Below are 19,957 nucleotides of genomic sequence, written 5' to 3' on the forward strand. Positions count from 1 at the left end.
AGCGGGGACCGGCCAGCAATCAGGACTTAGGCCACGTTGTTTTCGTAGTCCGTGTCCTTGGTTTCCCGGGTGAGCCACAGGGCAATGAAGGTGAGCACCGCAGCGGCAGCCATGTAAACACCCACCAGCCAGGTGCTTCCGCCGGCGGCCTGCCAGAGGGCAATCGCGACGAAAGACGCCGGAGCTGCACCGATCACGCTGGAGAGGTTGTAGGCCACAGCGGAACCGGTGTACCGCACATTCGCGGGGAAAAGCTCCGGCAGGATCGCGGCCATCGGCCCGAACGTGAGGCCCATCAGCGTGAAGCCGACGATCAGGCCGACAATGGCGGCACCCGGGCCGGGGCCGAACATGGTGAACCACAGCATGCCGAAGACGAAGATGCCTGCGGTGACACCCAGGAGGAACTTGCGGCGGCCCCACTTCTCGGCCAGCGGGCCGGACACCAGCGTGAAGATGCCGAAGAATACGACGCCGAGAATCAGCATCCAGAGGAAATCACCGCGGGGAACGCCCAGGCCGGGAACAAAGTTGGCGATTTCAGCGGCTGACATCGGCCTGCCTGCCTTCTCGGCAGCTGCCTGGGCAGCCTCGACGGAGGCGGGTTTGGTGCCGTAGGTCAGGGTGAAGGACGTCATGATGTAGAACAGCACGTAGGTGGCGAACATGATGAACGTTCCGGCCAGCACCGGGCGCCAGTGGCTCTTGAACGTTGCCGTGAACGGAACCTTCGCAACCTTCTCTTCCTTCAGGACCTTCTGGAACGACAGGCTCTCCACAAGCTTGAGCCGGACGTAGAGGCCAACGATCACCAGCACGGCGCTGAGCAGGAACGGAACCCGCCAGCCCCAGGCGAGGAAGTCTGCGGGGCTGAGGGTGGCGTTGAACCAGATGAAGAGCAGGTTGGCCAGGATGAAGCCGATAGGGGCGCCGAGCTGCGGGAACGTTCCGTAGATGGCGCGCTTGCCCTCGGGGGCGTTCTCGGTGGCCAGCAGTGCAGCGCCGGACCACTCACCGCCCAGGGCAAGACCCTGTGCAAAGCGCAGCAGGACGAGCAGCAGCGGCGCGAAGATAGCCCAGCCAGGGACTGAAGCAGTGGGCAGCAGGCCAATGAGGAACGTGGCGACGCCCATGGTGAGGAGGGAGGCGACCAGCGTGCCCTTGCGGCCAAACTTATCGCCGAAGTGTCCGAAGAGGACGGAGCCGATGGGGCGGGCGATGAAGGCTACGCCGAAAATTGCAAAGGAGCTCAGCAGTGCGTTGATTTCCGTGGCTTCGGGGAAGAAGAGCCGCGGAAAGACGAGCACCGATGCAGTCGCATAGATGTAGAAGTCGTAGAACTCGATCGTCGTTCCGATGAGGCTGGCAAAGATTACTTTGCCTTTGGAGTTCACCGGCTTGGGAGTGCCACGTTCCGTTGACGTTGCAGGGGATGACATGAAGTGTCGCTTTCTGGGACTGGACGGAATTCGCTGCCGACCCCGCCCGACTTAAGGACAAAAACAGAGTTCAATATTAGTTCCCGCAGTCCGGCAACCGGGCATTTTGTCCATTATCCGGACAATCCGCATCGTCTCACGATGAGGTCTCCTGCCAATGCCTAACTCCCCCTCCGGGTCACTGATAGGCAAATGTCACAGCCCGTTAACACAGGGCGACTGTCCTCGAAACGCGGCTTCCATACCTTGGAAGGACACCACATTCCCAAGGAGGTACACCGTGACTGCTGACAGCACCGCAGAATCCGGCACCGGCAATTCCCTCGACCTTGCCGCAGAGCCGAAGCCCGGGAGCGGCTCCGCTCCCCTCAATGCGAACACCGCCTCGGCCACTACCACCGACGCTCCCGCCCTTGAGCTCCGCCCCGGCCGCTGGATCGCTAACTGGGATGCAGAGAACAAGCACCAGTGGGAAACGCAGGGCCGTTCCATTGCGCGCAGGAACCTCAACTGGTCCATCTTCGCCGAATTCCTGGGCTTCGTTGTCTGGCAGCTGTGGTCGATCGTCGTGGTCCAGCTCCCGGCAGCAGGCTTTACCTTCAGCACCTCCGAAATCTTCTGGCTGATCTCCATGCCCAGCCTTGTGGGCGCAACCCTCCGCATCCCCTACACCTTCATGGTCCCGAGGTTCGGCGGCCGCAACTGGACCATCGTTTCGGCCCTGCTGCTGCTCATCCCCTCCGTCGGCCTGGCGCTGTGTGTCTCCAATCCGGAGACTCCCTTCGGTGTCATGCTCCTGGTCGCCGCCCTTGCCGGCTTCGGCGGCGGCAACTTCGCCAGCTCGATGGCCAACATCACGTTCTTCTACCCTGCCCGTGAAAAAGGCTGGGCGCTTGGCCTGAACGCGGCGGGCGGAAACCTCGGTGCGGCCGTAGCCCAGCTGGCTGTCCCTATCGTCATCACGCTCCTGGCCGCCGGCACCGTCAACCTGCCGATGGCGGGCTGGATGTGGGTCCCGTTCATCCTGATCGCGGCGTTCGGCGCCTTCAAGTACATGGACAACCTGACGAGCGCCAAAGGTGACGTGGCGGGCTCCGTGGCCGCCCTGAAGGAACCGCACCTGTGGATCATGGCTCTGCTGTACATCGGCACTTTCGGGTCATTCATCGGCTTCGCCGGCGTCTTCCCCAAGCTCATCAAGGACTACTTCCCCGCCTTCTCCTCCATCGGTGTTGGCACGGTGGCCCTCTCACTGGCCTTCCTCGGCCCCCTCGTCGGGTCCCTGGCCCGCCCTTACGGCGGCCGCATGGCGGACCGGATGGGCGGGGCACGGATGACCGTTGCCGCGTTCGCTTCCATGGCCGTCATCACGCTGACCATGATCTGGACGCTGCCGTTGAAGAGCTTCTGGCTCTTCCTGGTCCTGTTCCTGATGCTGTTCACCGCAAGCGGCTTCGGAAACGGCGCCACCTACCGGATGATCCCGGTCATCTTCGCCACCTCCAGCCGGGCAGCGCGCGCGGGCGCCAGCTCAGTGCACACCCAGCGGCTGGCATCCGCGGCCCTGGGACTCATCTCGGCCATCGGCGCCTACGGCGGGTTCGTCATCCCGCAGGTTCTGAACGCCTCCAACACAGCCAGCGGCTCCTACACCTCAGCGTTCTACGGCTTCGTCGGAGCCTACGTCCTGATGCTGTCCGTCTGCTGGTTCTGCTACATCCGCAACGCCAACCGAAACGCGATGGGACACGTCTAACATGACCACGAGCGCCGAAACGCACTGCCCTTACTGCGCCCTGCAGTGCGCCATGACGCTGAAGTCCCCCGCGGCCCCGGCCGCGACAGGTCTGGCCCCGGCTGTCCGGCCGGGGTCAGACCCTGTGCCTGCTGCGCCCCCGCTCGCGGCTCCTCGAGTGGAAGGGCTGGCCCTCGAAGTGAGCGGCCGCGACTTCCCCACTAACCGCGGCGGGCTGTGCCGCAAGGGCTGGACTTCGGCGTCGCTGCTGCAGCACCCCGGCCGTGTCACCGAACCCATGCTCAAAGGGCCCGACGGCGTCTTCCGCCCCATCTCCTGGGACGATGCCCTGGCGCACGTCACCGCAGCCGTCAAAGACACGCGCGCAAAGTACGGCGCTGACGCTGTCGGCGTGTTCGGAGGCGGCGGGCTCACCAACGAAAAGGCCTACCAACTGGGAAAGTTCGCGCGCCTCGCCCTGGGCACCTCCCGGATCGACTACAACGGCCGGTTCTGCATGTCCTCGGCGGCTGCCGCCGGCATGCGCGCCTTCGGCCTTGACCGCGGGCTGCCGTTCCCGCTCGAAGCCTTGGACACCGCCAGCACCATCCTGATGCTCGGCTCCAACGTCGCCGAGACCATGCCGCCGTTCGTCCAGCACCTGCAGGGAGTCCGCGACGCCGGCGGCCTCATCGTGGTGGACCCGCGGCGTTCCGCCACGGCGGCCTTCACCTCCGATGGCGGCGGGCTCCACCTCCAGCCCCTGCCCGGCACAGACCTCACCCTCCTGCTCGGCCTGTCCCACGTGGTTATTCATGAAGGCCTGGTGGATGCCGGCTACGTTGCGGCGCGCACCACGGGCTACGACGCCGTCGCCCGCAGCGTCAACGCCTTCTGGCCTGAGCGGGTCCAATCCCTCACCGGCGTTCCCGCCGACCTCATCCGCGAAACGGCCCGCCGGCTCGCCAGCGGAGCCCGCCGCGGCGGCAGCTACATCCTCACCGGCCGCGGCGTGGAACAGCACGTGGACGGCACAGACACGGCCACCGCAGCCATCAACCTCAGCCTGCTGCTGGGGCTGCCGGGTACTGCCCGCAGCGGCTACGGCACCCTCACCGGCCAAGGCAACGGCCAGGGAGGCCGGGAACACGGCCAGAAGGCCGACCAGCTCCCGGGCTACCGCAAGATCACCGATCCGGCCGCACGCGCACACATGGCTAAGGTCTGGAACGTGCCCGAGTCGCTCATCCCCGGTCCCGGCCTGCCGGCCGTGCAGCTGCTCAAGTCACTGGGACAGCCCGACGGCGTCCGCTGCCTTTTCGTGCACGCCTCCAACATCGTGGTCGCCTCGCCGGACGCCAACGCCGTCATCCGGGGGCTCCGCAGCCTGGACTTCCTGGTGGTCTGCGACTTCTTCATGTCCGAGACCGCGGCCGAGGCAAACCTCGTCCTGCCGGTTCTCCAGTGGGCCGAGGAAGAAGGCACGCTGACCAACCTCGAAGGCCGCGTCCTCCGCCGCCGCAAGGCAATCAGTCCGCCAGCCGGCGCCCGCAGCGAACTGTGGATCATGGCCCGGCTCGCCGAGGCCCTGGACGCCCCCTCCACCTACAGCGACGATCCAGAGACGGTCTTCGAGGAACTCCGCCTCGCGTCCGCCGGCGGTGCGGCCGACTACTCGGGCATCGATTACGCCCTGCTGGACAGCGGCGAGGCCGCGTACTGGCCGTACCCCGCGGGCAGCACGGGGACACCGCGCCTCTTCCTGGACGCCTTTGCCCATCCGGACGGCAAGGCAGTGCTCACCCCGGTGGCGCCGCGCCGCCGTCGTGCTCCGGCCGCAAAGCCCGGGAGGGACGTTGCAGATCCCGCCGCCAGGCCGATGACCCTCATCACCGGCCGGCTGCTGGAGCACTACCAGTCAGGGTCCCAGACGCGCCGCGTGTCCGAGCTCCTCGCCTCCCAGCCTGAGGCCAGGATGCAGATCCACCCGGGCGCAGCCGCGGCCATGGGCATCACCGACGGGGCACAGGTCTCCCTCGCGAATGAACTCGGTGAAGTGCTCTGCCGGGCGCAGCTCAGCACGGCCATCCGTCCTGAAACCGTGTTCCTGCCCTTCCACTTCCCCGAACTGGAAAGCGCCAACCGGCTCACGGAAGCGGCCACGGATCCCATCTCGGGGATGCCGGAATTCAAGTTCAACAAAGTGTGGGTCCGGCTGGCTGTGAACGTACAAGACACGCGTGTTCTTCAAGCATCGGAGGCCTCATGAGCGAGCAGGTTGTCATAGTGGGATTCGGTCCGGTGGCGGCCCGGCTGGTAGACGAACTGCTGCCGGCACTGCGCGCCGGGCAGGTGGGGCTCACGGTTATCGGCCAGGAGGCCGAGGCCGCCTACAACCGCGTGCTGGTTGCTGATCTCGGCGTGGGCCGCACCACACCCGAGGCCCTGGCCCTCGCCGATGCTGCTGCCTTGGTGGCGGACGGCGTCGACGTCCGGCTGGGCGTTAAGGTCAAGCGCGTTGACCGGGCGCGGCAGAACGTCCTGCTCTCCGATGGGACCTCCGCGCACTACGACCGGCTGGTCTTCGCGACAGGTTCGCGGCCCGTCATTCCCAACCTCATCGGACTGAATCCGGACCCCGCCGCTCCGGTCCTCCCACCGGGCGTCACCGCACTCCGCGACCTCCGCGACGCCGAGGTGCTGCGCCAGGCAGTCTCAGGCGGCAAGCGCGTGGTGGTGCTCGGCGGCGGTGTGCTGGGCCTCGAGACCGCCCTTGCAGCGGCCGAAGAAGGCGCCACCGTCACCGTGGTGCACAACGGGCCCCACCCGCTGGGGCGGACCATCGACCGGGGCGGCGGAGCAGTGCTCGCTGCCAGCCTGCGCAGCTGCGGCGTCCGCGTGGCCGGCAACGCCCGCTCCACCGGCGTCGAGCACAGCGCTCCCGACGGCGGGTTCTCGGCTTTGCTGCTCGAGGACGGTTCCGCGATTGACGGTGACCTGCTGGTCCTCTCCTGCGGCGTACGGCCGCGGACCGAGCTGGCCGAGGGCTGCGGCCTTTCGACAGGCACTGGAATCCTCGTCGACCACCGGCTCCGTGCCCACCATGAGCCGCACATCTTCGCCATCGGCGACTGCGCCGAGGTCCGCTGCCCGGAACCGGACTGCGTCGAGTGCCGCACTGCGCGCGGCCCGTCCGGCCTGGTGGGTCCTGGCTGGCGGCAGGCCGAATGGCTCGCTGAATACCTGCTGCTGCTGGCTGGCGAAGGGGACGCAGATGCGCTGCCGGTACTTCCCCAGGAGAAGCCGGGCGTAATCGTGCTGAAGGCCCGTGGCATGAACATGGCCGTGGCCGGGGACAATTCCGCTGAGCCATGGGACGAGGAAGTCCTGACGGCCGGGGCAGTGAGCGGGCGGCCGCGGCTGCAGATCGCCCAGTGGGCCGACCCTGAGCACGGACGTTACGTGAAGATGACCACCCGCGGCGGCGTGCTGGAAGGCCTGGTCAGCGTCGGCATGCCCCGCACAGCCGGAGAGCTGGTGCAGCTCTTCGAACGCGGCGCCGAACTGCCCGCGGACAGGTCCCTGCTGCTGCGCCTTGACGGGCCTGACCAGCTGGCCACCTCTGCAGCAGCCAGCGACCCGGAAAGCACCGTCTGCCGCTGTGCCGGGGTCAGCGGCGGCAGGATCGCCGACGCCGTGACGGAAGGCTGCTCCACCGTGGCGGAGGTCTCCTCTGCAACTCGCGCGGGCACCGGATGCGGTGGCTGCCACGAGGACATCAAGGTGCTCATCGAAAAACACTTTCAGGCGGCAGCCGCCTGAAAGCTGACCGTGGTCGTTCGGCCCGAGCGCAATTTCCGCCGGTCGGGCCGTATGCTTCATGCGGCCCGTGTGCTATATATGCACGTGAAGGCGGCGCGCTGCTTCGGAGATCGAGCCGCTGAGGGACGGGTAGACCGTGAAGGTGCTGGCCACGTCGTCGACGTGCAGCTTCTGCTTCACCGCAATGGAAATGGCGAAGATCAGCTCGGAGGCATTCGGCCCCACCACGACGCCGCCGATCACGGTGCCCGATCCCTTGCGGGCAAAGATCTTGACGAAGCCGTCCTTGACGTTGCGCATCTTGGCGCGGGCATTGCTCTTCAGGGAGAGCTTGATGATGTCGCCCTGGTATTTGCCCGACTCAATCTCGGCTTCCGAAACGCCCACTGATGCAATCTCGGGCGAGGTGAAGATGTTGGAGGCCACCTGATGAAGCTTGATGGGGGTGACGCTGTCGCCGATGATGTGGGCAATGGCGATGCGGCCCTGCATGGCGGCAACAGAGGCCAGCGCAAGGACGCCGGTGCAGTCGCCGGCCGCGTAGATGTTCGGGGCGGTGGTGCGCGATACGCCGTCGACCTTGATGTGTCCGCTCTCGGTGAGCGCAACGCCGGCCTCTTCCAGGCCAATGCCGGCGGTGTTGGGGATGGACCCGACGCAGACCAGGCAGTGGCTGCCGGTGACCTTGGAACCGTCTCCGAGGGTGACTACGACGCCGTCGCCGGTGCGCTCAACCGTCTCGGCACGGGACCGGGACAGGACGGTCACGCCGCGGCGTTCGAAGACCTCCTCCAGCACCTCCGCGGCATCAGTGTCGGAGCCGGGAAGCACCCGGTCGCGGCTTGAGATCAGGGTGACCTTGGAGCCAAGGCCGTTGTAGGCGGAAGCGAATTCGGCGCCTGTGACACCGGAGCCCACCACGATGAGCTCTTCCGGCAGCTCGTCCAGGTTGTAGATCTGCGCCCAGTTGAGGATCCGTTCGCCGTCCGGCCGGGCGGTGGGCAGCTCACGCGGGTGCGCACCGACTGTCAGCAGGATCGCATCCGCTTCGACCGTTTCCGTGCCCTCGGCCGTCAGGACCTCGATGGTGCGGCCGTCCAGCAGCTTGCCCGAGCCTGCCAGGATGCGGACGTTCTGGTGCTCCAAGCCGGCCTGAATGTCGCGGGACTGCTGCCGTGCGAGGCCCAGCAGGCGGTCATTGATGTGCTTCAGATCCGCGCGCATCACTGGCACGAAGTCGCCGCCGTCGACGTCGAACTTCACGCCCAGATCTCCCGCCTCTCCGACGCGGGTCATCAGGTCCGACGTCGCGATCAATGTCTTGGACGGCACGACGTCGGTCAGCACGGCGGAGCCGCCGAGTCCGGCGCGCTCAATGATCGTGACCTTGGCCCCCAGAGAGGCGGCAACCATGGCGGCTTCGTATCCGCCCGGGCCTCCGCCGAGAATTGCGATTCGGGGTGCGCTGAAATCAGGATGCATAGTCACAATCAACCATTCTCCCGCAAAGCCAGCCGCACCACCAACCACCTCCGGTTGCCCCACCCGAACAGGACAGCTGCCTTTCTGGCGCTGCACTGCTGCGCAGCCGCGCCGCCGCGCGATAGCTTGTACCAGTGAGTGATACGGAATTCCTGACCATCGATCCCTTCGAGGCAGCCCGCACCGCCGCCGACTACATAGCAGCGGAAACCGGTGTCGAATCGCACGACATCGCCCTGGTGCTCGGCTCCGGCTGGGGAGAGGCCGCCAACCTGATCGGCGAGACGACAGCCACGTTGACCGCCTGTGAAGTACCGGGCTTCTCTCCTCCGGCCGTGGAGGGCCACGTGGGCACCATCCGTTCGGTGCTGACCAGGGAAGGAAAACGGGCGCTGGTCCTTGGCGCCCGCACGCACTACTACGAGGGCAAAGGGGTCCGCGCTGTGGTGCACGGCGTGCGCACGGCGGCCGCGGCCGGCTGCACTACGCTCGTGGTCACGAACGGCTGCGGCGGATTGAACGAAAACTGGGCGCCGGGGACACCGGTCCTGATCAGGGACCACATCAATCTCACCGCCACTTCGCCGCTGGAAGGCGCCACGTTCGTGGACCTCACCGACCTGTACTCGGCGCGCATCCGCGGCCTGGCCCGCGAGGTCGATGCCTCGCTCGACGAAGGCGTTTACGCGCAGTTCACCGGGCCGCACTACGAGACCCCGGCTGAGGTGCAGTACGCCAAGCGCATTGGCGCCGACCTTGTCGGCATGTCCACCGCCCTGGAGGCCATTGCTGCGCGACATGCCGGGATGGAGGTCTTCGGGATCTCGCTCGTGACCAACCTCGCGGCAGGCATCAGCCCCGTTCCGCTCAGTCATGAGGAAGTGCTGGAGGCCGGGCATGCCGCCGCGCCGCGCATCTCCAAGCTGCTGGCGGAAATCATCGCCCGGCTCTGATCCTGCCGGCACGTGACCGGACCTTGGCTCCTCCGCGGCTGTGGCTCGTCCGCCCAAGGGCGGCTTAGACGATAGTTTGTACCCATGACGTCTTCCGATGCCGACTTCCAGCTGCATGCCGACTCCCAGCTGCTGAGTGCGGCCCGCTCCTGGGCTGCCGCGGACCCTGATCCCGCCACGTCCTCGGCCCTGAACGAACTTATTGCGCTCGCGGAGGCCGGCACGCCGGCAGCCCGCCAGCAGCTGCAGGACAGCTTCAGCGGGCCGCTTCAGTTCGGCACCGCGGGGCTCCGTGCAGCCCTCGGCCCGGGACCCAACCGGATGAACCGCGTCGTTGTCCGCCGGGCAGCAGCTGGCTTCGCGCGGTTCGTGGCCGAAGCGGTGGAGAAGACTTCACCGGGAACCCGGCCGCGCGCCGTCGTCGGTTTCGACGCCCGCTACAACTCCGACATCTTCGCCCGCGAGTCCGCAGCTATCTTCACCGCGGCGGGCTTCGAGACGTTCCTGATGCCTGCGGCACTGCCCACTCCCCTGCTGGCGTATGCCGTGCGGGCGCTCGAGTGTGACGGCGGAGTCATGGTCACAGCAAGCCACAACCCGCCGCAGGACAACGGCTACAAGGTCTATCTTGGCCGCCACGCGGTGAATGAAAGCGGCCGCGGCGCCCAGATCGTAACGCCCTACGATGCCCTGATTGCTGCCGAGATCGACAAGGTGGGCTCCCTGGATACCATCCCATTGGCTGAGGACGGCTGGACAGTGCTGGGCCCGGACATCATCGCCAAGTACCAGGCCGCCATCGCGGCACTCGCACAAAAGGACCTTTTCCCGGCCCGAAACCTCAAGATTGTCCTCACCCCGATGCACGGGGTGGGCGGTAACACGGCCGTGGCCGTGCTGAATTCGGCCGGCTTCACCGACGTCACGCTGGTGAGGGAGCAGGCAGTGCCGGACCCCGCTTTCCCCACCGTCAGCTTTCCCAACCCGGAGGAACCGGGTGCCCTCGATCTCGCCCTGGCGGCAGCCGCTGACGCCGGCGCGGACATTGTCCTGGCTAATGATCCCGACGCCGACCGCGCCGCAGTCGCCGCCAAGGATCCGGACACGGGCGCGTGGCGGATGTTGCGGGGCGATGAAGTGGGCGCGCTGCTGGGCGCGCACGTGGTTGCCCGGCTCACCGCTGCCACTGGGGAAACGCACGACGGCGTGTTCGCCAATTCGATCGTTTCCTCACGCCTGCTGTCCCGCATCGCGGCCGCTGCCGGATATGTGCACGAGGAAACCCTCACGGGGTTCAAGTGGATCTCCCGCGTGCCGGGCCTCCTGTACGGGTACGAGGAGGCGCTTGGCTACTGCGTGGCCCCGGAGCTGGTCCGGGACAAGGATGGCATATCGGCTGCCGTCCTGGTCGCCGAACTTGCCGCGGCAGCAAAGGCGGACGGCAAGACGATCTTTGACACCCTGGATGAGCTGTACCTGGTCCACGGGCTGCACGCGAGCGACCAGCTGAGCATCCGGGTGGCTGACCTTGGGCTGCTGGACGCCATGATGAACCGGCTCCGGGTCAGCCCGCCGGAATCCTTCGCGGGTTCAGCTGTGGAGTCATTCCTCGACCTCGCCGAAGGCAGCGATAACCTGCCTCCGACGGAGGGGCTCCTCTACCTCACCCGCGACCTGACCCGCGTGATCATCCGCCCGAGCGGCACGGAGCCCAAACTCAAGTGTTACCTCGAGGTCATCCGCAGCGTCGGTTCGGCGGCGGAACTGCCGGACGCACGGGCAGCCGCACGGGCCGCCCTGGACCAGGTCCTTAGTGACGTCCGTGAGGCGCTGGGGCTTTAAAGCCGGGCCCTAAAGCGCGATCTCGATGTAGCCGTCGTCGATGCGGGCGGTGAAGGTCGGAAGTCGCAGCCCGGGGTTCCCAAAGCACTCACCCGTCTCAAGGTCGTAAACCTCCTTGTGGAGGGGCGACGCGATGGTGGGGCGGGAGCCGCGGGATCCGAGGATGCCCCGTGCCATCACCATGGCGCCGGTAGCGGGGTCTTCCTGGGCGACAGCGAAAACCTCACCGGCTGCGGTGCGGAACAGTGCCACCTGGCGGCCGGCGACGAGTGCAGCTTCGCCCCAGGCGGGTTCGAGTTCGCTTACGGAGCAGACCCGGTGCCAGCCGGTGGCGTACCCGGCGGTCAGATCCTCAAGTTCCAGTGTTGCCGTCATGTCGGCTCCTCTCCCTGTGCCTGCTGTCCGGCTAAAGGCCGGTTTCCGCGAGGCGTCTTTCGCCCGCTTCAGCCGCCAGTGCGGCGGTGTATTCAACTTAGGTCCCGGGTGTTTCAAAGTGGTGCAGTCATTGTGTCCGGAACGTAAAAGAGACCTCACCTGGCCGGAAACGTGTTCGTGATGCAGAAGTTAAGTTCGCGAAACAAAAGGGAAACTGAAGCGAAACTGCCCCCGCCTAGTCTGGATGGACAAGCTGCAGAGCACCGTCTGCGGCCCATGCGAAAGGCCCCTAAGTGACCGGACAGACTTCAAGCACAGAGACACCGCGCCGCATCGTCGTCGCCGGCGGCGGCCCGGCTGCCCACCGTTTTGCAGACGCCATGCATGCCCGTGGCCTCGAAGGCTGGCAAGTAACCGTACTTACGGAAGAAGCGCACCTGCCCTACGACCGGGTCGCACTGAGCAAGGCCCTCACGGACAGCACCGTTGACCTCACGCTCGGCGCCGCGTCAATGTGGGACCACGAAGCCATCGCACTGAAGACCGGCGAGCGCGTGGTGAAGATCGACACCGCCGCCAAGGCCGTTGAAACCGCCGCCGGCCACCGCTTTGAATACGACGAACTCGTTGTGGCCACCGGCTCCGACGCAGCCAGGCTCCCCATCCCCGGCGCCGAGCACGTGCACGTCTACCGCACGCTCGAAGACGTCTGGGCCATCAACAAGTCCATCGCCGAGCTCACCGCGAAGCTCGGCCGCAAGATCAATGCCGTCACCATCGGCGGCGGCCTGCTGGGCCTGGAATCAGCAGCGGGCACCGAGCAGCTTGGAGCCACCCCGGTGGTCATCAATGGCGCACCGTGGCTCATGAACACCCAGCTCGACGAGGGCGCCGGCCAGGCGCTGGGCCGCCTGATCGAAGCCAAGGGCTTCCAGGTCCACGGCGGCGTGTTCCCGTCGGAGATCCTCGCGGACGACGACGGCCAGGTCACCGGCGTGCTGATGGCCGACGGCCGCACCATCCCCGCAGACATCGTGATCGTCGCCATCGGCGTCAAGCCCCGCGATGAGCTCTTCCGTGCAGCCGAGGGTGAGGAACCGCTGTTCGACCTTGGCCCCCGCGGCGGTGTGGTCATCAACGATGACTGCTCTACCCAGGTACCCGGCATCTGGGCCATCGGTGAAGTGGCCAACTTCGACGGCATGTGCCTTGGCCTCGTGGCCCCGGCCAACACCATGGCTGAAATCGTGGCGGACCGCCTGCACGGCGGCGAGGCAACGTTCCCCGGCTTCGATACCGCCACCAAGCTGAAGCTGTCGGGCGTGGACGTCGCCAGCTTCGGTGACGCCTTTGCCAAGACGGAGCACGCGCTCGAGATCGTCTACGCGGACCCCGCCCGCGGCGTGTACCAGAAGATCGTCACCACGGACGACGCCAAGACCCTGCTCGGCGGCATCTTCGTCGGCGACGCCGCCCCGTACACCAGCCTCCGTCCTCTCCTGGGCCGCGAGCTTCCGGCCGAGCCGGGCGCCTACCTGACGGCAGCCGGGGGCGGAGACGCCCCCGAGACCGAACTGCCGGACGACGCCACCCTGTGCTCCTGCAACAACGTAACGGCAGGAAGCATCCGTGACGCCATCAGCGGCTGCGGCGCCTGTGAAGGCAACGCGCCCGTTCAGGAACTGGGCGAGCTGAAGGGCTGCACCCGTGCCGGAACCCAGTGCGGTTCCTGCGTGCCGATGCTCAAGAAGCTGCTGGAAACTGAACTCACCAAGTCCGGCGTCGAGGTCTCAAAGGCACTCTGCGAGCACATCGAGCTGTCCCGCCAGGAGCTGTTCGACGCCATCCGTGTCCTGGAACTGACCTCGTTCGAAGAAATCATGGCCAAGTACGGCACCGGCGCCGGCTGCGACATCTGCAAGCCGACCATCGCCAACATCCTGGCCAGCCAGAACAGCGCCTACGTCCTGGATGCCGGCCGCGGCACCCTGCAGGACACCAACGACCGCGCCCTGGCCAACATGCAGAAGGACGGCACCTACTCGGTGGTCCCCCGCATTGCCGGCGGCGAGATCACCCCCAAGAAGCTCGGCGTCATCGCTGCCGTGGCCGAGAAGTACGGCCTTTACACCAAGATCACCGGCGGCCAGCGCATCGACATGTTCGGCGCCCGGCTGGAGCAGCTTCCGGAAATCTGGAAGGAACTGGTGGACGCCGGCTTCGAATCCGGCCAGGCCTACGGCAAGAGCCTTCGTACCGTGAAATCCTGCGTGGGTTCCACCTGGTGCCGCTTCGGTGTCCAGGACTCCGTGGCCATGGCCATCCAGCTCGAACTCCGTTACCGCGGCCTGCGCAGCCCGCACAAGCTCAAGATGGGTGTCTCCGGCTGCGCCCGGGAATGCGCCGAGGCCCGCGGCAAGGACGTCGGCGTGATCGCCACCGCAGACGGCTGGAACCTGTACGTCGGCGGCAACGGTGGTGCCACCCCGGCCCACGCCCAGCTGCTCGCGAAGGACCTGGACGACGCGACGCTGATCAAGTACATCGACCGCTACTTCATGTATTACATCCGCACTGCCGACCGCCTGCAGCGCACCGCACGCTGGCAGGAGGAGCTCGACGGCGGCATCAAGCACGTCGAGGACGTCGTGGTGAACGACACCCTGGGCATCGCCGAAGAGCTCGAGGCGGCCATGGCCAAGCACGTGGACACCTACGTTGACGAGTGGGCAGACACCCTGAAGGACCCCGAGCGCCTGCGCCGGTTCCGCTCCTTCGTCAACGCTCCGGACCAGAAGGACGACTCCATCACGTTCGTCCCCGACGAACGTGGCCAGATGCGCCCGGCCACGGCAGAAGAAAAGGCCCTGGCCGCCCAGCAACCAGTCCTGATCGGGGCCTCCATCCCCATGAGGCCCTCCACTCCCGAACTGCTGGATGAGAACGAGGTATAGCATGCAGCTCAACATTGATCTCACCGGCCGTGACGTTCTGGTCACAGGTTCAGACCATGCCGCCCGCCAGGCGGTCCGCCGCTACGAGGCGGCCGGCGCGGTCGTCTACCGCCTGAGCACCCCGCAGGGTGCAGCAGGCGACGGTGCCCTGCCTGAGCGTCCGTTCCTCGTCGCCGCCGTCAACGACGGCCAGCCCGGCTGGGAACCCCTGCTCGAGCGGTGCCGCATTACCGGCATCCCCGTCTCCGCGGAACCGGCCGCCGGCACAGCCGGGCAGGTGACGCTGGTCGGCGGCGGCCCGGGCACCACCGAACTGCTGACCGTGGCGGCCGTCAACGCCTTGCGCGACGCCGACGTCGTGCTCTACGACCGGCTAGCCCCCTATCAGGAGCTCGCCTCCCTGACCTCGGCCGAACTGGTGGATGTAGGCAAAAAACCCGGCCACCACAAGGTCAGCCAGGGCGACATCGAAAAGCTCATGGTGGAAAGCGCCCTCGCCGGCAACAACGTGGTCCGCCTTAAGGGCGGGGACCCCTACGTCTTTGGCCGCGGCGGCGAGGAAGTCGCCTCCTGCGTGGCAGCCGGCGTTCCCGTCCGCGTGATCTCCGGAGTCACCAGCGCCATCTCCGTGCCGGCGGCTGCCGGGATCCCGGTGACGCACCGCGAGGTCAGCCACATGTTCACCGTGGTCTCCGGCCACGCGCCGCTGACTGAGCAGGAACTCACGCACCTGGCCGGGCTGGGTGGCACTATCGTGGTCCTTATGGGAATCGGGACGCTGCACCACCTCGCCGCCGGCCTCCGCCGCGCCGGCATGCGCGCCGACATGCCCATGGCCGTGGTGGAGCGCGGATACCGTCCGGGCCAGCGCACCACCATCGCGGAACTTGGCACCATCGCCTCTGCCGCTGCAGGCTGCAGCAATCCCGCCGTCCTGGTGATCGGTGAGGTGGTGCGGGTGGCTGAGGCCAACCGCGGGCATGCCCAGGCCGCCGCCGATCTTGACCGCCTGGCGGCCTCCCTGCTGGAATCGTGAAGGTTATGAGTGCACTGAACGCCATCGCCCCCGCCCCAGGAACTGAATCCCAGGAGGCCACTGCCCCCGAGGCCACTGAAGCTCCGCTCGAAGGTTTCCGGATCGGCGTCACCTCGCACCGCCGCTCCCGGGACCTGATCGAGGCCCTGGAACGCCGCGGCGCCGAGGTGCTGCACGCCCCTGCGCTCAAGATCGCCCCGGTCAATGAGGACATCAGCCTCATCGAGGACACCAAGGCGATCATCGCCGCCAAGCCGGACCTCTGCATCGCCACCACCGCCTACGGCATGCGCCGCTGGTGCGAAGCGGCAGATGCTTCCGGGATCGGGGAGGAACTGCTCGACACCCTGGCCTCCTGCAGGATGTTCGTCCGCGGACCCAAAGCCCGCGGCGCCGTGCGCGCGGCCGGCCTTGCCGACGTCGGAATCAGCAGCGATGAGACCACCGCCACGCTCGTGGACATGCTGCTCCAGGAAGGCGTGCGCGGCAAGACCGTGGCCGTGCAGCTGCACGGCTACACCGACGTCCGCCAACTGGAGCGTCTCCGGATGTCCGGCGCCACCGTCCTGACAGTCACCCCCTACCGCTGGGTGAAGCCCGACGGCGCGGACCGCCTCCCCCGCCTGATCGAGGCTGTCTGCAGCGGCAACCTCGACGTCCTGACCTTCACGAGCGCCCCGGCGGTGGACGCCATGTGGAGCACTGCGCACGAAATGGGCCTGTACCAGCAGCTCGTGGAGAGCCTGAAGACCACGGTCACCACAGCCGTCGTGGGTCCCGTGACCGCCCAGCCGCTGCTGGACGCCGGGATCACCCCCCTGGTTCCGGAGCGGTTCCGGATGGGCGCGCTGATCCGGCTGGTGTGCGAACACCTTGCGCTGAACCACGTGCGCCGCCTCGAGACACGCTCTGGCACCGTGGAACTGCGCGGCCGCTCACTGCGGATCGACGGCGAGCCGGTGGAGGTGGCGCCGGCTCCGCTGCTGCTCCTGCGTGCCCTCCTCGGCGCCGGCGGAGCCGTGCTGTCGCGCGAGTCTCTGTCCGAGCTGCTCGAGCTGCGCGGATCCGTTCATGCCCTTGACATGACGGTAAGCCGCCTGCGGTCCTCGCTTCCGGACGGGCGTCTCGTGGAAACGGTGGTTAAGCGCGGTTACCGCATCCGCGTCTAACCCACGAGGCGGCGGAAGTGCCTGAGCTGTAGCCGGGCGCCGGGTGGCTTCTGTTGCCGGGCGGTAAAAAGCAGGGAACAGGCGGGGACAAAACGGCAACAGCCGGGAAACAAGAGCGAAAAACGCACCATCTATGCTGGGTCCCATCAGCACACCAGGGCCACACATCCGGCCCTACTGCAGCATCTGAAAGGGCCCGCACATGTCTGTTCCGGCACATTTTCCGCTCACCGCCACTCCAGTATCCGGCCCTGGTCCTGAAGCCACCCCGGCAGGCGCCTCTGCACCCAGAATCATCATCGCCGGCGCAGGCCCCGCCGCGTGCAACCTGATCAGCCAGCTCGCCGCGTCCCGCTTCCCGGGTTCCGTCACGGTGCTCAGCGCCCGGGATGACGCACCGCATGAACTGCTGGACCTCGCTGCCTTGCCGTTTGTCTCCCTCCGCTTCGGCCAGCCTGCAAGCCACATCGACGCCACCGCACGGGTTGTCACCACTGCGGACGGCTTGGAGTTCAGCTACGACCAGCTGGTCATAGCCACCGGATCGGCGCCCGCGCACTCCCCTATCGAGGGAGCCAGCCGCTGCCTCAGCTACTCCACCATCGAGGATGCCGCCCGGATTGGCGATGCCGTAAAAGAGGTCACCCGGGTCCTGGGCCGGCGTCCGCTGGGAATTCTGGTCGGCACGGGCGCCGCAGCCGGTCAGGCCGAGGCCGTGCTCCGCGCCCGCGGCGTCCGGCCGGTCCGCACCACCGCCCGGCCGGCCGCCGTCGTTCCCACCCTGGCCGGTTCCGTGCTGCCCGCCGCCGGAATCGTTTTCGATGACGGCAGCCGCATGAATGGTGACCTCGTGGTGCTCGCCGAGGACCGGATTGCCCGCGACAGCCTCGCCGCCGGTGCCGGCGTGAAAACGGCCCCGGGCGGCGGAATTGTGGTCGGCCCGGACTACCGGTCCTCCATCCCGGGCATCTGGGCAATCGGAGATGCTGCATCCCTTGACGGGGTGAGGCTCGGACTGCTCGTGGCTTCCGAAGCAGCCGCCCGGGCCTGCGCTGCCGCGCTGACGGCAACCGTCCCGGAGCACCGGCTGGGTGCCGCCGCTTAGCCGATGGTGGCAGCCAGGGCAAGCGCCCCGGGCTATGGCAAGATGGTCACGCAGGGAGCAGCGACACCCGCGGCACCTGTGGCCTCCAAGGCCTTTGGAAAGGACCAGCATGAGCAATGAAGCCAGCCCGGGAGCGGGCACCGCAACCAGCCCCGCAGGAACCCCTGCCGGCGCTGCACCGTCCACCATCGCGTCCTACATCGACCACACGCTGCTGAAGCCTGAAGCCAGCGCGGCCGAGATCCTCAAGGTCTGCGCCGAGGCCGCCGAGTACAGGTTCAAGTCGGTCTGCGTCAACCCTGTCTGGGTGAAGACTGTCAAGAAGGCGCTCAAGGGCAGCGGTGTGCTGACATGCTCCGTGGTCGGGTTCCCGCTGGGAGCCACTCCCAGCGACGTCAAGGCGTTCGAGGCGCGCGGCGCGGTGCTCGACGGGGCGGATGAGGTGGACATGGTCATCAATATCGCTGATGCGCGCTCCTCGGACAAGGGCGCCCTGGTGGACGATATCAAGGCCGTAGCCGAGGCTGTCCATGGCGGCGAAGCGATCCTGAAGGTCATCATCGAGACTGCCCTGCTCAGCGATGACCAGAAGATCCTGGCCTGCGAGGCGGCCGTGGAGGCTGGAGCGGACTTCGTCAAGACGTCCACCGGCTTCAATGGCGGAGGCGCAACCGTTGAAGACATTGTCCTGATGCGTCGCACCGTGGGCCCGGCAGTAGGTGTGAAGGCCTCCGGCGGAGTGCGTTCCCTGGCTGACGCTCAGGCTATGATTGCTGCAGGTGCAACACGTATTGGTGCCAGCTCCGGAATTGCGATCATCAAGGGCGAACAGGGTTCGTCCGCCTACTGATCCCCCGGCGGCATCCACAGTTTGAGCCCCCCGGGGCCGAGGAGGAATGAATGTCCAGCAAGATCGATGCGCAGGTTCAGACACCCCAGAACGAGAACAGCCTGGTCACCAGCGTTTTCCTGTTCGTAGTGATGATGGCCCTGTTCCTGGGAGCCATCTACTCGCTGACTTTCCTGTCGCTGGACAACCCCTGGCCGATGGCCGTGTGCCTTGGCCTGTTCGCCCTCGCCTTCTGGATCCCGCAGACCATCACGGGCCGCTCGGACTCCGCCGGGGAGCACTGAGCCTGCCTGCCGAGACCGCTTAAAGGATGCAGCCCCCGGAACGTTCCGGGGGCTGCAGCCTTTAAAGCCGCCCCCGAGTGTCTCGCCTCAGGGCATGCCCGGCAGTGCGCCTACTAGGGGGCCGAGCAGCGCGAGGGCGGTCGGATAGTAGGCGCCCGCCAGCGACCATGCCGCGAGGCTCATGCCCACCATCGCGTACGCGCTCACCGGGATGAGCACCAGCCACTCCCGCCGCGACCCGGCGCGTCCAAGGATGGGAATGGACAGGGCTCCGTTCGGGCGCCAGATGTTCTTCAGCAGTGGCAGCCGCCGCAGGACTCGCGGCGGTTTGATGACCAGCGGCCACAGCAGCGGCACGCCGCCCGTGGTGACGAGGTCCCCGACAATGTGAACCACGACGCCGATCAACATGGACACCGGAAGCCAGGTCCACTGGTCCGGGGCAAACCAGGTCACGAGGCCTGCCATGACCAGGGCGAAGACCCAGTTGCTGATGAAGCCTGACTTGGGAAACAGCTTGAGCGCCTTGGCCGCGATGTTGATCATGAACATGCACACCAGTCCGGCGCCCACGGAAAGCAGGCCCCAGTCCGTCTGCAGCTGGATCTGGCCGGCCATCGCGGCGAGCACGACGAAGAACGCCGCGCCCAGGACGGAATGCGTTCCCTGGCGGTGCCCTCCGCTGGCGTTTTCGATGCCTCGGGCAATGGCATTGGACAGGGGCGGCAGAGAGTGCGCGATGGTGCTGGAACGGTGGTCCCAGTCGCAGACCAATGCGGTTCCCGCCGTCGCCATGCCGCCGATCAGCACTCCGGTGGCATCCAGCGGATACCAGCCGAATGCGTAGTGCCCCGTTGAGGCAACAGCCACCCACGCCGCGGCACCTGACGCGGCGTGGTGTCCTCCCATCA

At 67.0% G+C, this 19,957-nt stretch carries 15 protein-coding genes; 11 read left to right on the top strand and 4 right to left on the bottom strand.

Translation table 11 applies throughout. The annotated features are described in order from the left end of the window. Nucleotides 1-26: 26 nt before the first annotated feature. Nucleotides 27-1,439: an MFS transporter gene (locus M1E01_RS13565; RefSeq protein ID WP_457972096.1), complete on the bottom strand. Its 1,413-nt coding sequence runs from the start codon at nucleotides 1,437-1,439 to the stop codon at nucleotides 27-29. A gap of 280 nt (nucleotides 1,440-1,719) precedes the next feature. Between M1E01_RS13565 and M1E01_RS13570 the strand changes: the two genes are divergently transcribed. The 3 genes from M1E01_RS13570 to M1E01_RS13580 are packed head-to-tail and all read left to right on the top strand — an operon-like array spanning nucleotide 1,720 to nucleotide 6,996. Next, nucleotides 1,720-3,195, top strand: coding sequence for an MFS transporter (locus M1E01_RS13570; RefSeq protein ID WP_457972097.1), 1,476 nt, complete (start codon nucleotides 1,720-1,722; stop codon nucleotides 3,193-3,195). Nucleotide 3,196: 1 nt separating this feature from the next. Then, entirely contained in the window at nucleotides 3,197-5,443 is a 2,247-nt protein-coding gene (locus tag M1E01_RS13575) for a molybdopterin oxidoreductase family protein (protein ID WP_457972098.1), read from the top strand. After that, on the top strand, nucleotides 5,440-6,996 hold the full coding sequence (locus M1E01_RS13580) for an FAD-dependent oxidoreductase (protein WP_457972099.1): 1,557 nt from the start codon (nucleotides 5,440-5,442) through the stop codon (nucleotides 6,994-6,996). Before M1E01_RS13575 ends, M1E01_RS13580 begins: the two co-directional genes overlap by 4 nt. 72 nt (nucleotides 6,997-7,068) lie before the next feature. On the opposite strand, the gene M1E01_RS13585 is transcribed toward M1E01_RS13580, so the two are convergent. Next, on the bottom strand, nucleotides 7,069-8,484 hold the full coding sequence (locus M1E01_RS13585; protein ID WP_457972100.1) for an NAD(P)H-quinone dehydrogenase: 1,416 nt from the start codon (nucleotides 8,482-8,484) through the stop codon (nucleotides 7,069-7,071). Between the two features lie 128 nt (nucleotides 8,485-8,612). Between M1E01_RS13585 and M1E01_RS13590 the strand changes: the two genes are divergently transcribed. Both M1E01_RS13590 and M1E01_RS13595 read left to right on the top strand, forming a co-directional pair. Beyond that, the gene (locus M1E01_RS13590; protein ID WP_457972101.1) at nucleotides 8,613-9,431 is read left to right on the top strand and encodes a purine-nucleoside phosphorylase; all 819 of its coding nucleotides are present in this window, start codon (nucleotides 8,613-8,615) and stop codon (nucleotides 9,429-9,431) included. A gap of 84 nt (nucleotides 9,432-9,515) precedes the next feature. Continuing rightward, entirely contained in the window at nucleotides 9,516-11,273 is a 1,758-nt protein-coding gene (locus tag M1E01_RS13595; RefSeq protein WP_457972102.1) for a phospho-sugar mutase, read from the top strand. 9 nt (nucleotides 11,274-11,282) lie between these two features. Here the strand turns inward: M1E01_RS13595 and nirD are convergent, their stop codons facing one another. Beyond that, nucleotides 11,283-11,648 carry a nitrite reductase small subunit NirD gene (gene nirD / locus M1E01_RS13600; RefSeq protein WP_457972103.1) on the bottom strand — a complete coding sequence of 122 codons (366 nt, stop codon included), beginning with the start codon at nucleotides 11,646-11,648 and terminating at the stop codon, nucleotides 11,283-11,285. A 293-nt stretch (nucleotides 11,649-11,941) separates the two neighbouring features. On the opposite strand from nirD, the gene nirB reads away from it, so the two are divergent. The 6 genes from nirB to M1E01_RS13630 all read left to right on the top strand — a co-directional run bounded on the left by nirB (nucleotide 11,942) and on the right by M1E01_RS13630 (nucleotide 19,046). Beyond that, nucleotides 11,942-14,602 (top strand): nitrite reductase large subunit NirB, encoded by a 2,661-nt coding sequence (gene nirB, locus M1E01_RS13605; RefSeq protein ID WP_457972104.1) that lies wholly within the window; start codon nucleotides 11,942-11,944, stop codon nucleotides 14,600-14,602. Nucleotide 14,603: 1 nt separating this feature from the next. Beyond that, complete coding sequence (gene cobA / locus M1E01_RS13610) at nucleotides 14,604-15,638, top strand: uroporphyrinogen-III C-methyltransferase (protein WP_457972105.1); 1,035 nt, start codon at nucleotides 14,604-14,606, stop codon at nucleotides 15,636-15,638. Between the two features lie 5 nt (nucleotides 15,639-15,643). Next, nucleotides 15,644-16,807 carry a uroporphyrinogen-III synthase gene (locus tag M1E01_RS13615; RefSeq protein ID WP_457972106.1) on the top strand — a complete coding sequence of 388 codons (1,164 nt, stop codon included), beginning with the start codon at nucleotides 15,644-15,646 and terminating at the stop codon, nucleotides 16,805-16,807. 202 nt (nucleotides 16,808-17,009) lie between these two features. Further along, nucleotides 17,010-17,912 (top strand): FAD-dependent oxidoreductase, encoded by a 903-nt coding sequence (locus M1E01_RS13620; RefSeq protein ID WP_457972107.1) that lies wholly within the window; start codon nucleotides 17,010-17,012, stop codon nucleotides 17,910-17,912. A 109-nt stretch (nucleotides 17,913-18,021) separates the two neighbouring features. Continuing rightward, a complete protein-coding gene (gene deoC, locus M1E01_RS13625; RefSeq protein ID WP_457972108.1) occupies nucleotides 18,022-18,762 on the top strand; it encodes a deoxyribose-phosphate aldolase in 741 nt (246 codons plus the stop codon). A 50-nt stretch (nucleotides 18,763-18,812) separates the two neighbouring features. Next, nucleotides 18,813-19,046, top strand: coding sequence for a hypothetical protein (locus tag M1E01_RS13630; RefSeq protein WP_457972109.1), 234 nt, complete (start codon nucleotides 18,813-18,815; stop codon nucleotides 19,044-19,046). An 87-nt stretch (nucleotides 19,047-19,133) separates the two neighbouring features. Here the strand turns inward: M1E01_RS13630 and M1E01_RS13635 are convergent, their stop codons facing one another. Further along, nucleotides 19,134-19,955 carry a metal-dependent hydrolase gene (locus M1E01_RS13635; protein ID WP_457974969.1) on the bottom strand — a complete coding sequence of 274 codons (822 nt, stop codon included), beginning with the start codon at nucleotides 19,953-19,955 and terminating at the stop codon, nucleotides 19,134-19,136. Nucleotides 19,956-19,957 lie beyond the last annotated feature (2 nt).

Source organism: Arthrobacter sp. D1-17, from assembly GCF_054130535.1.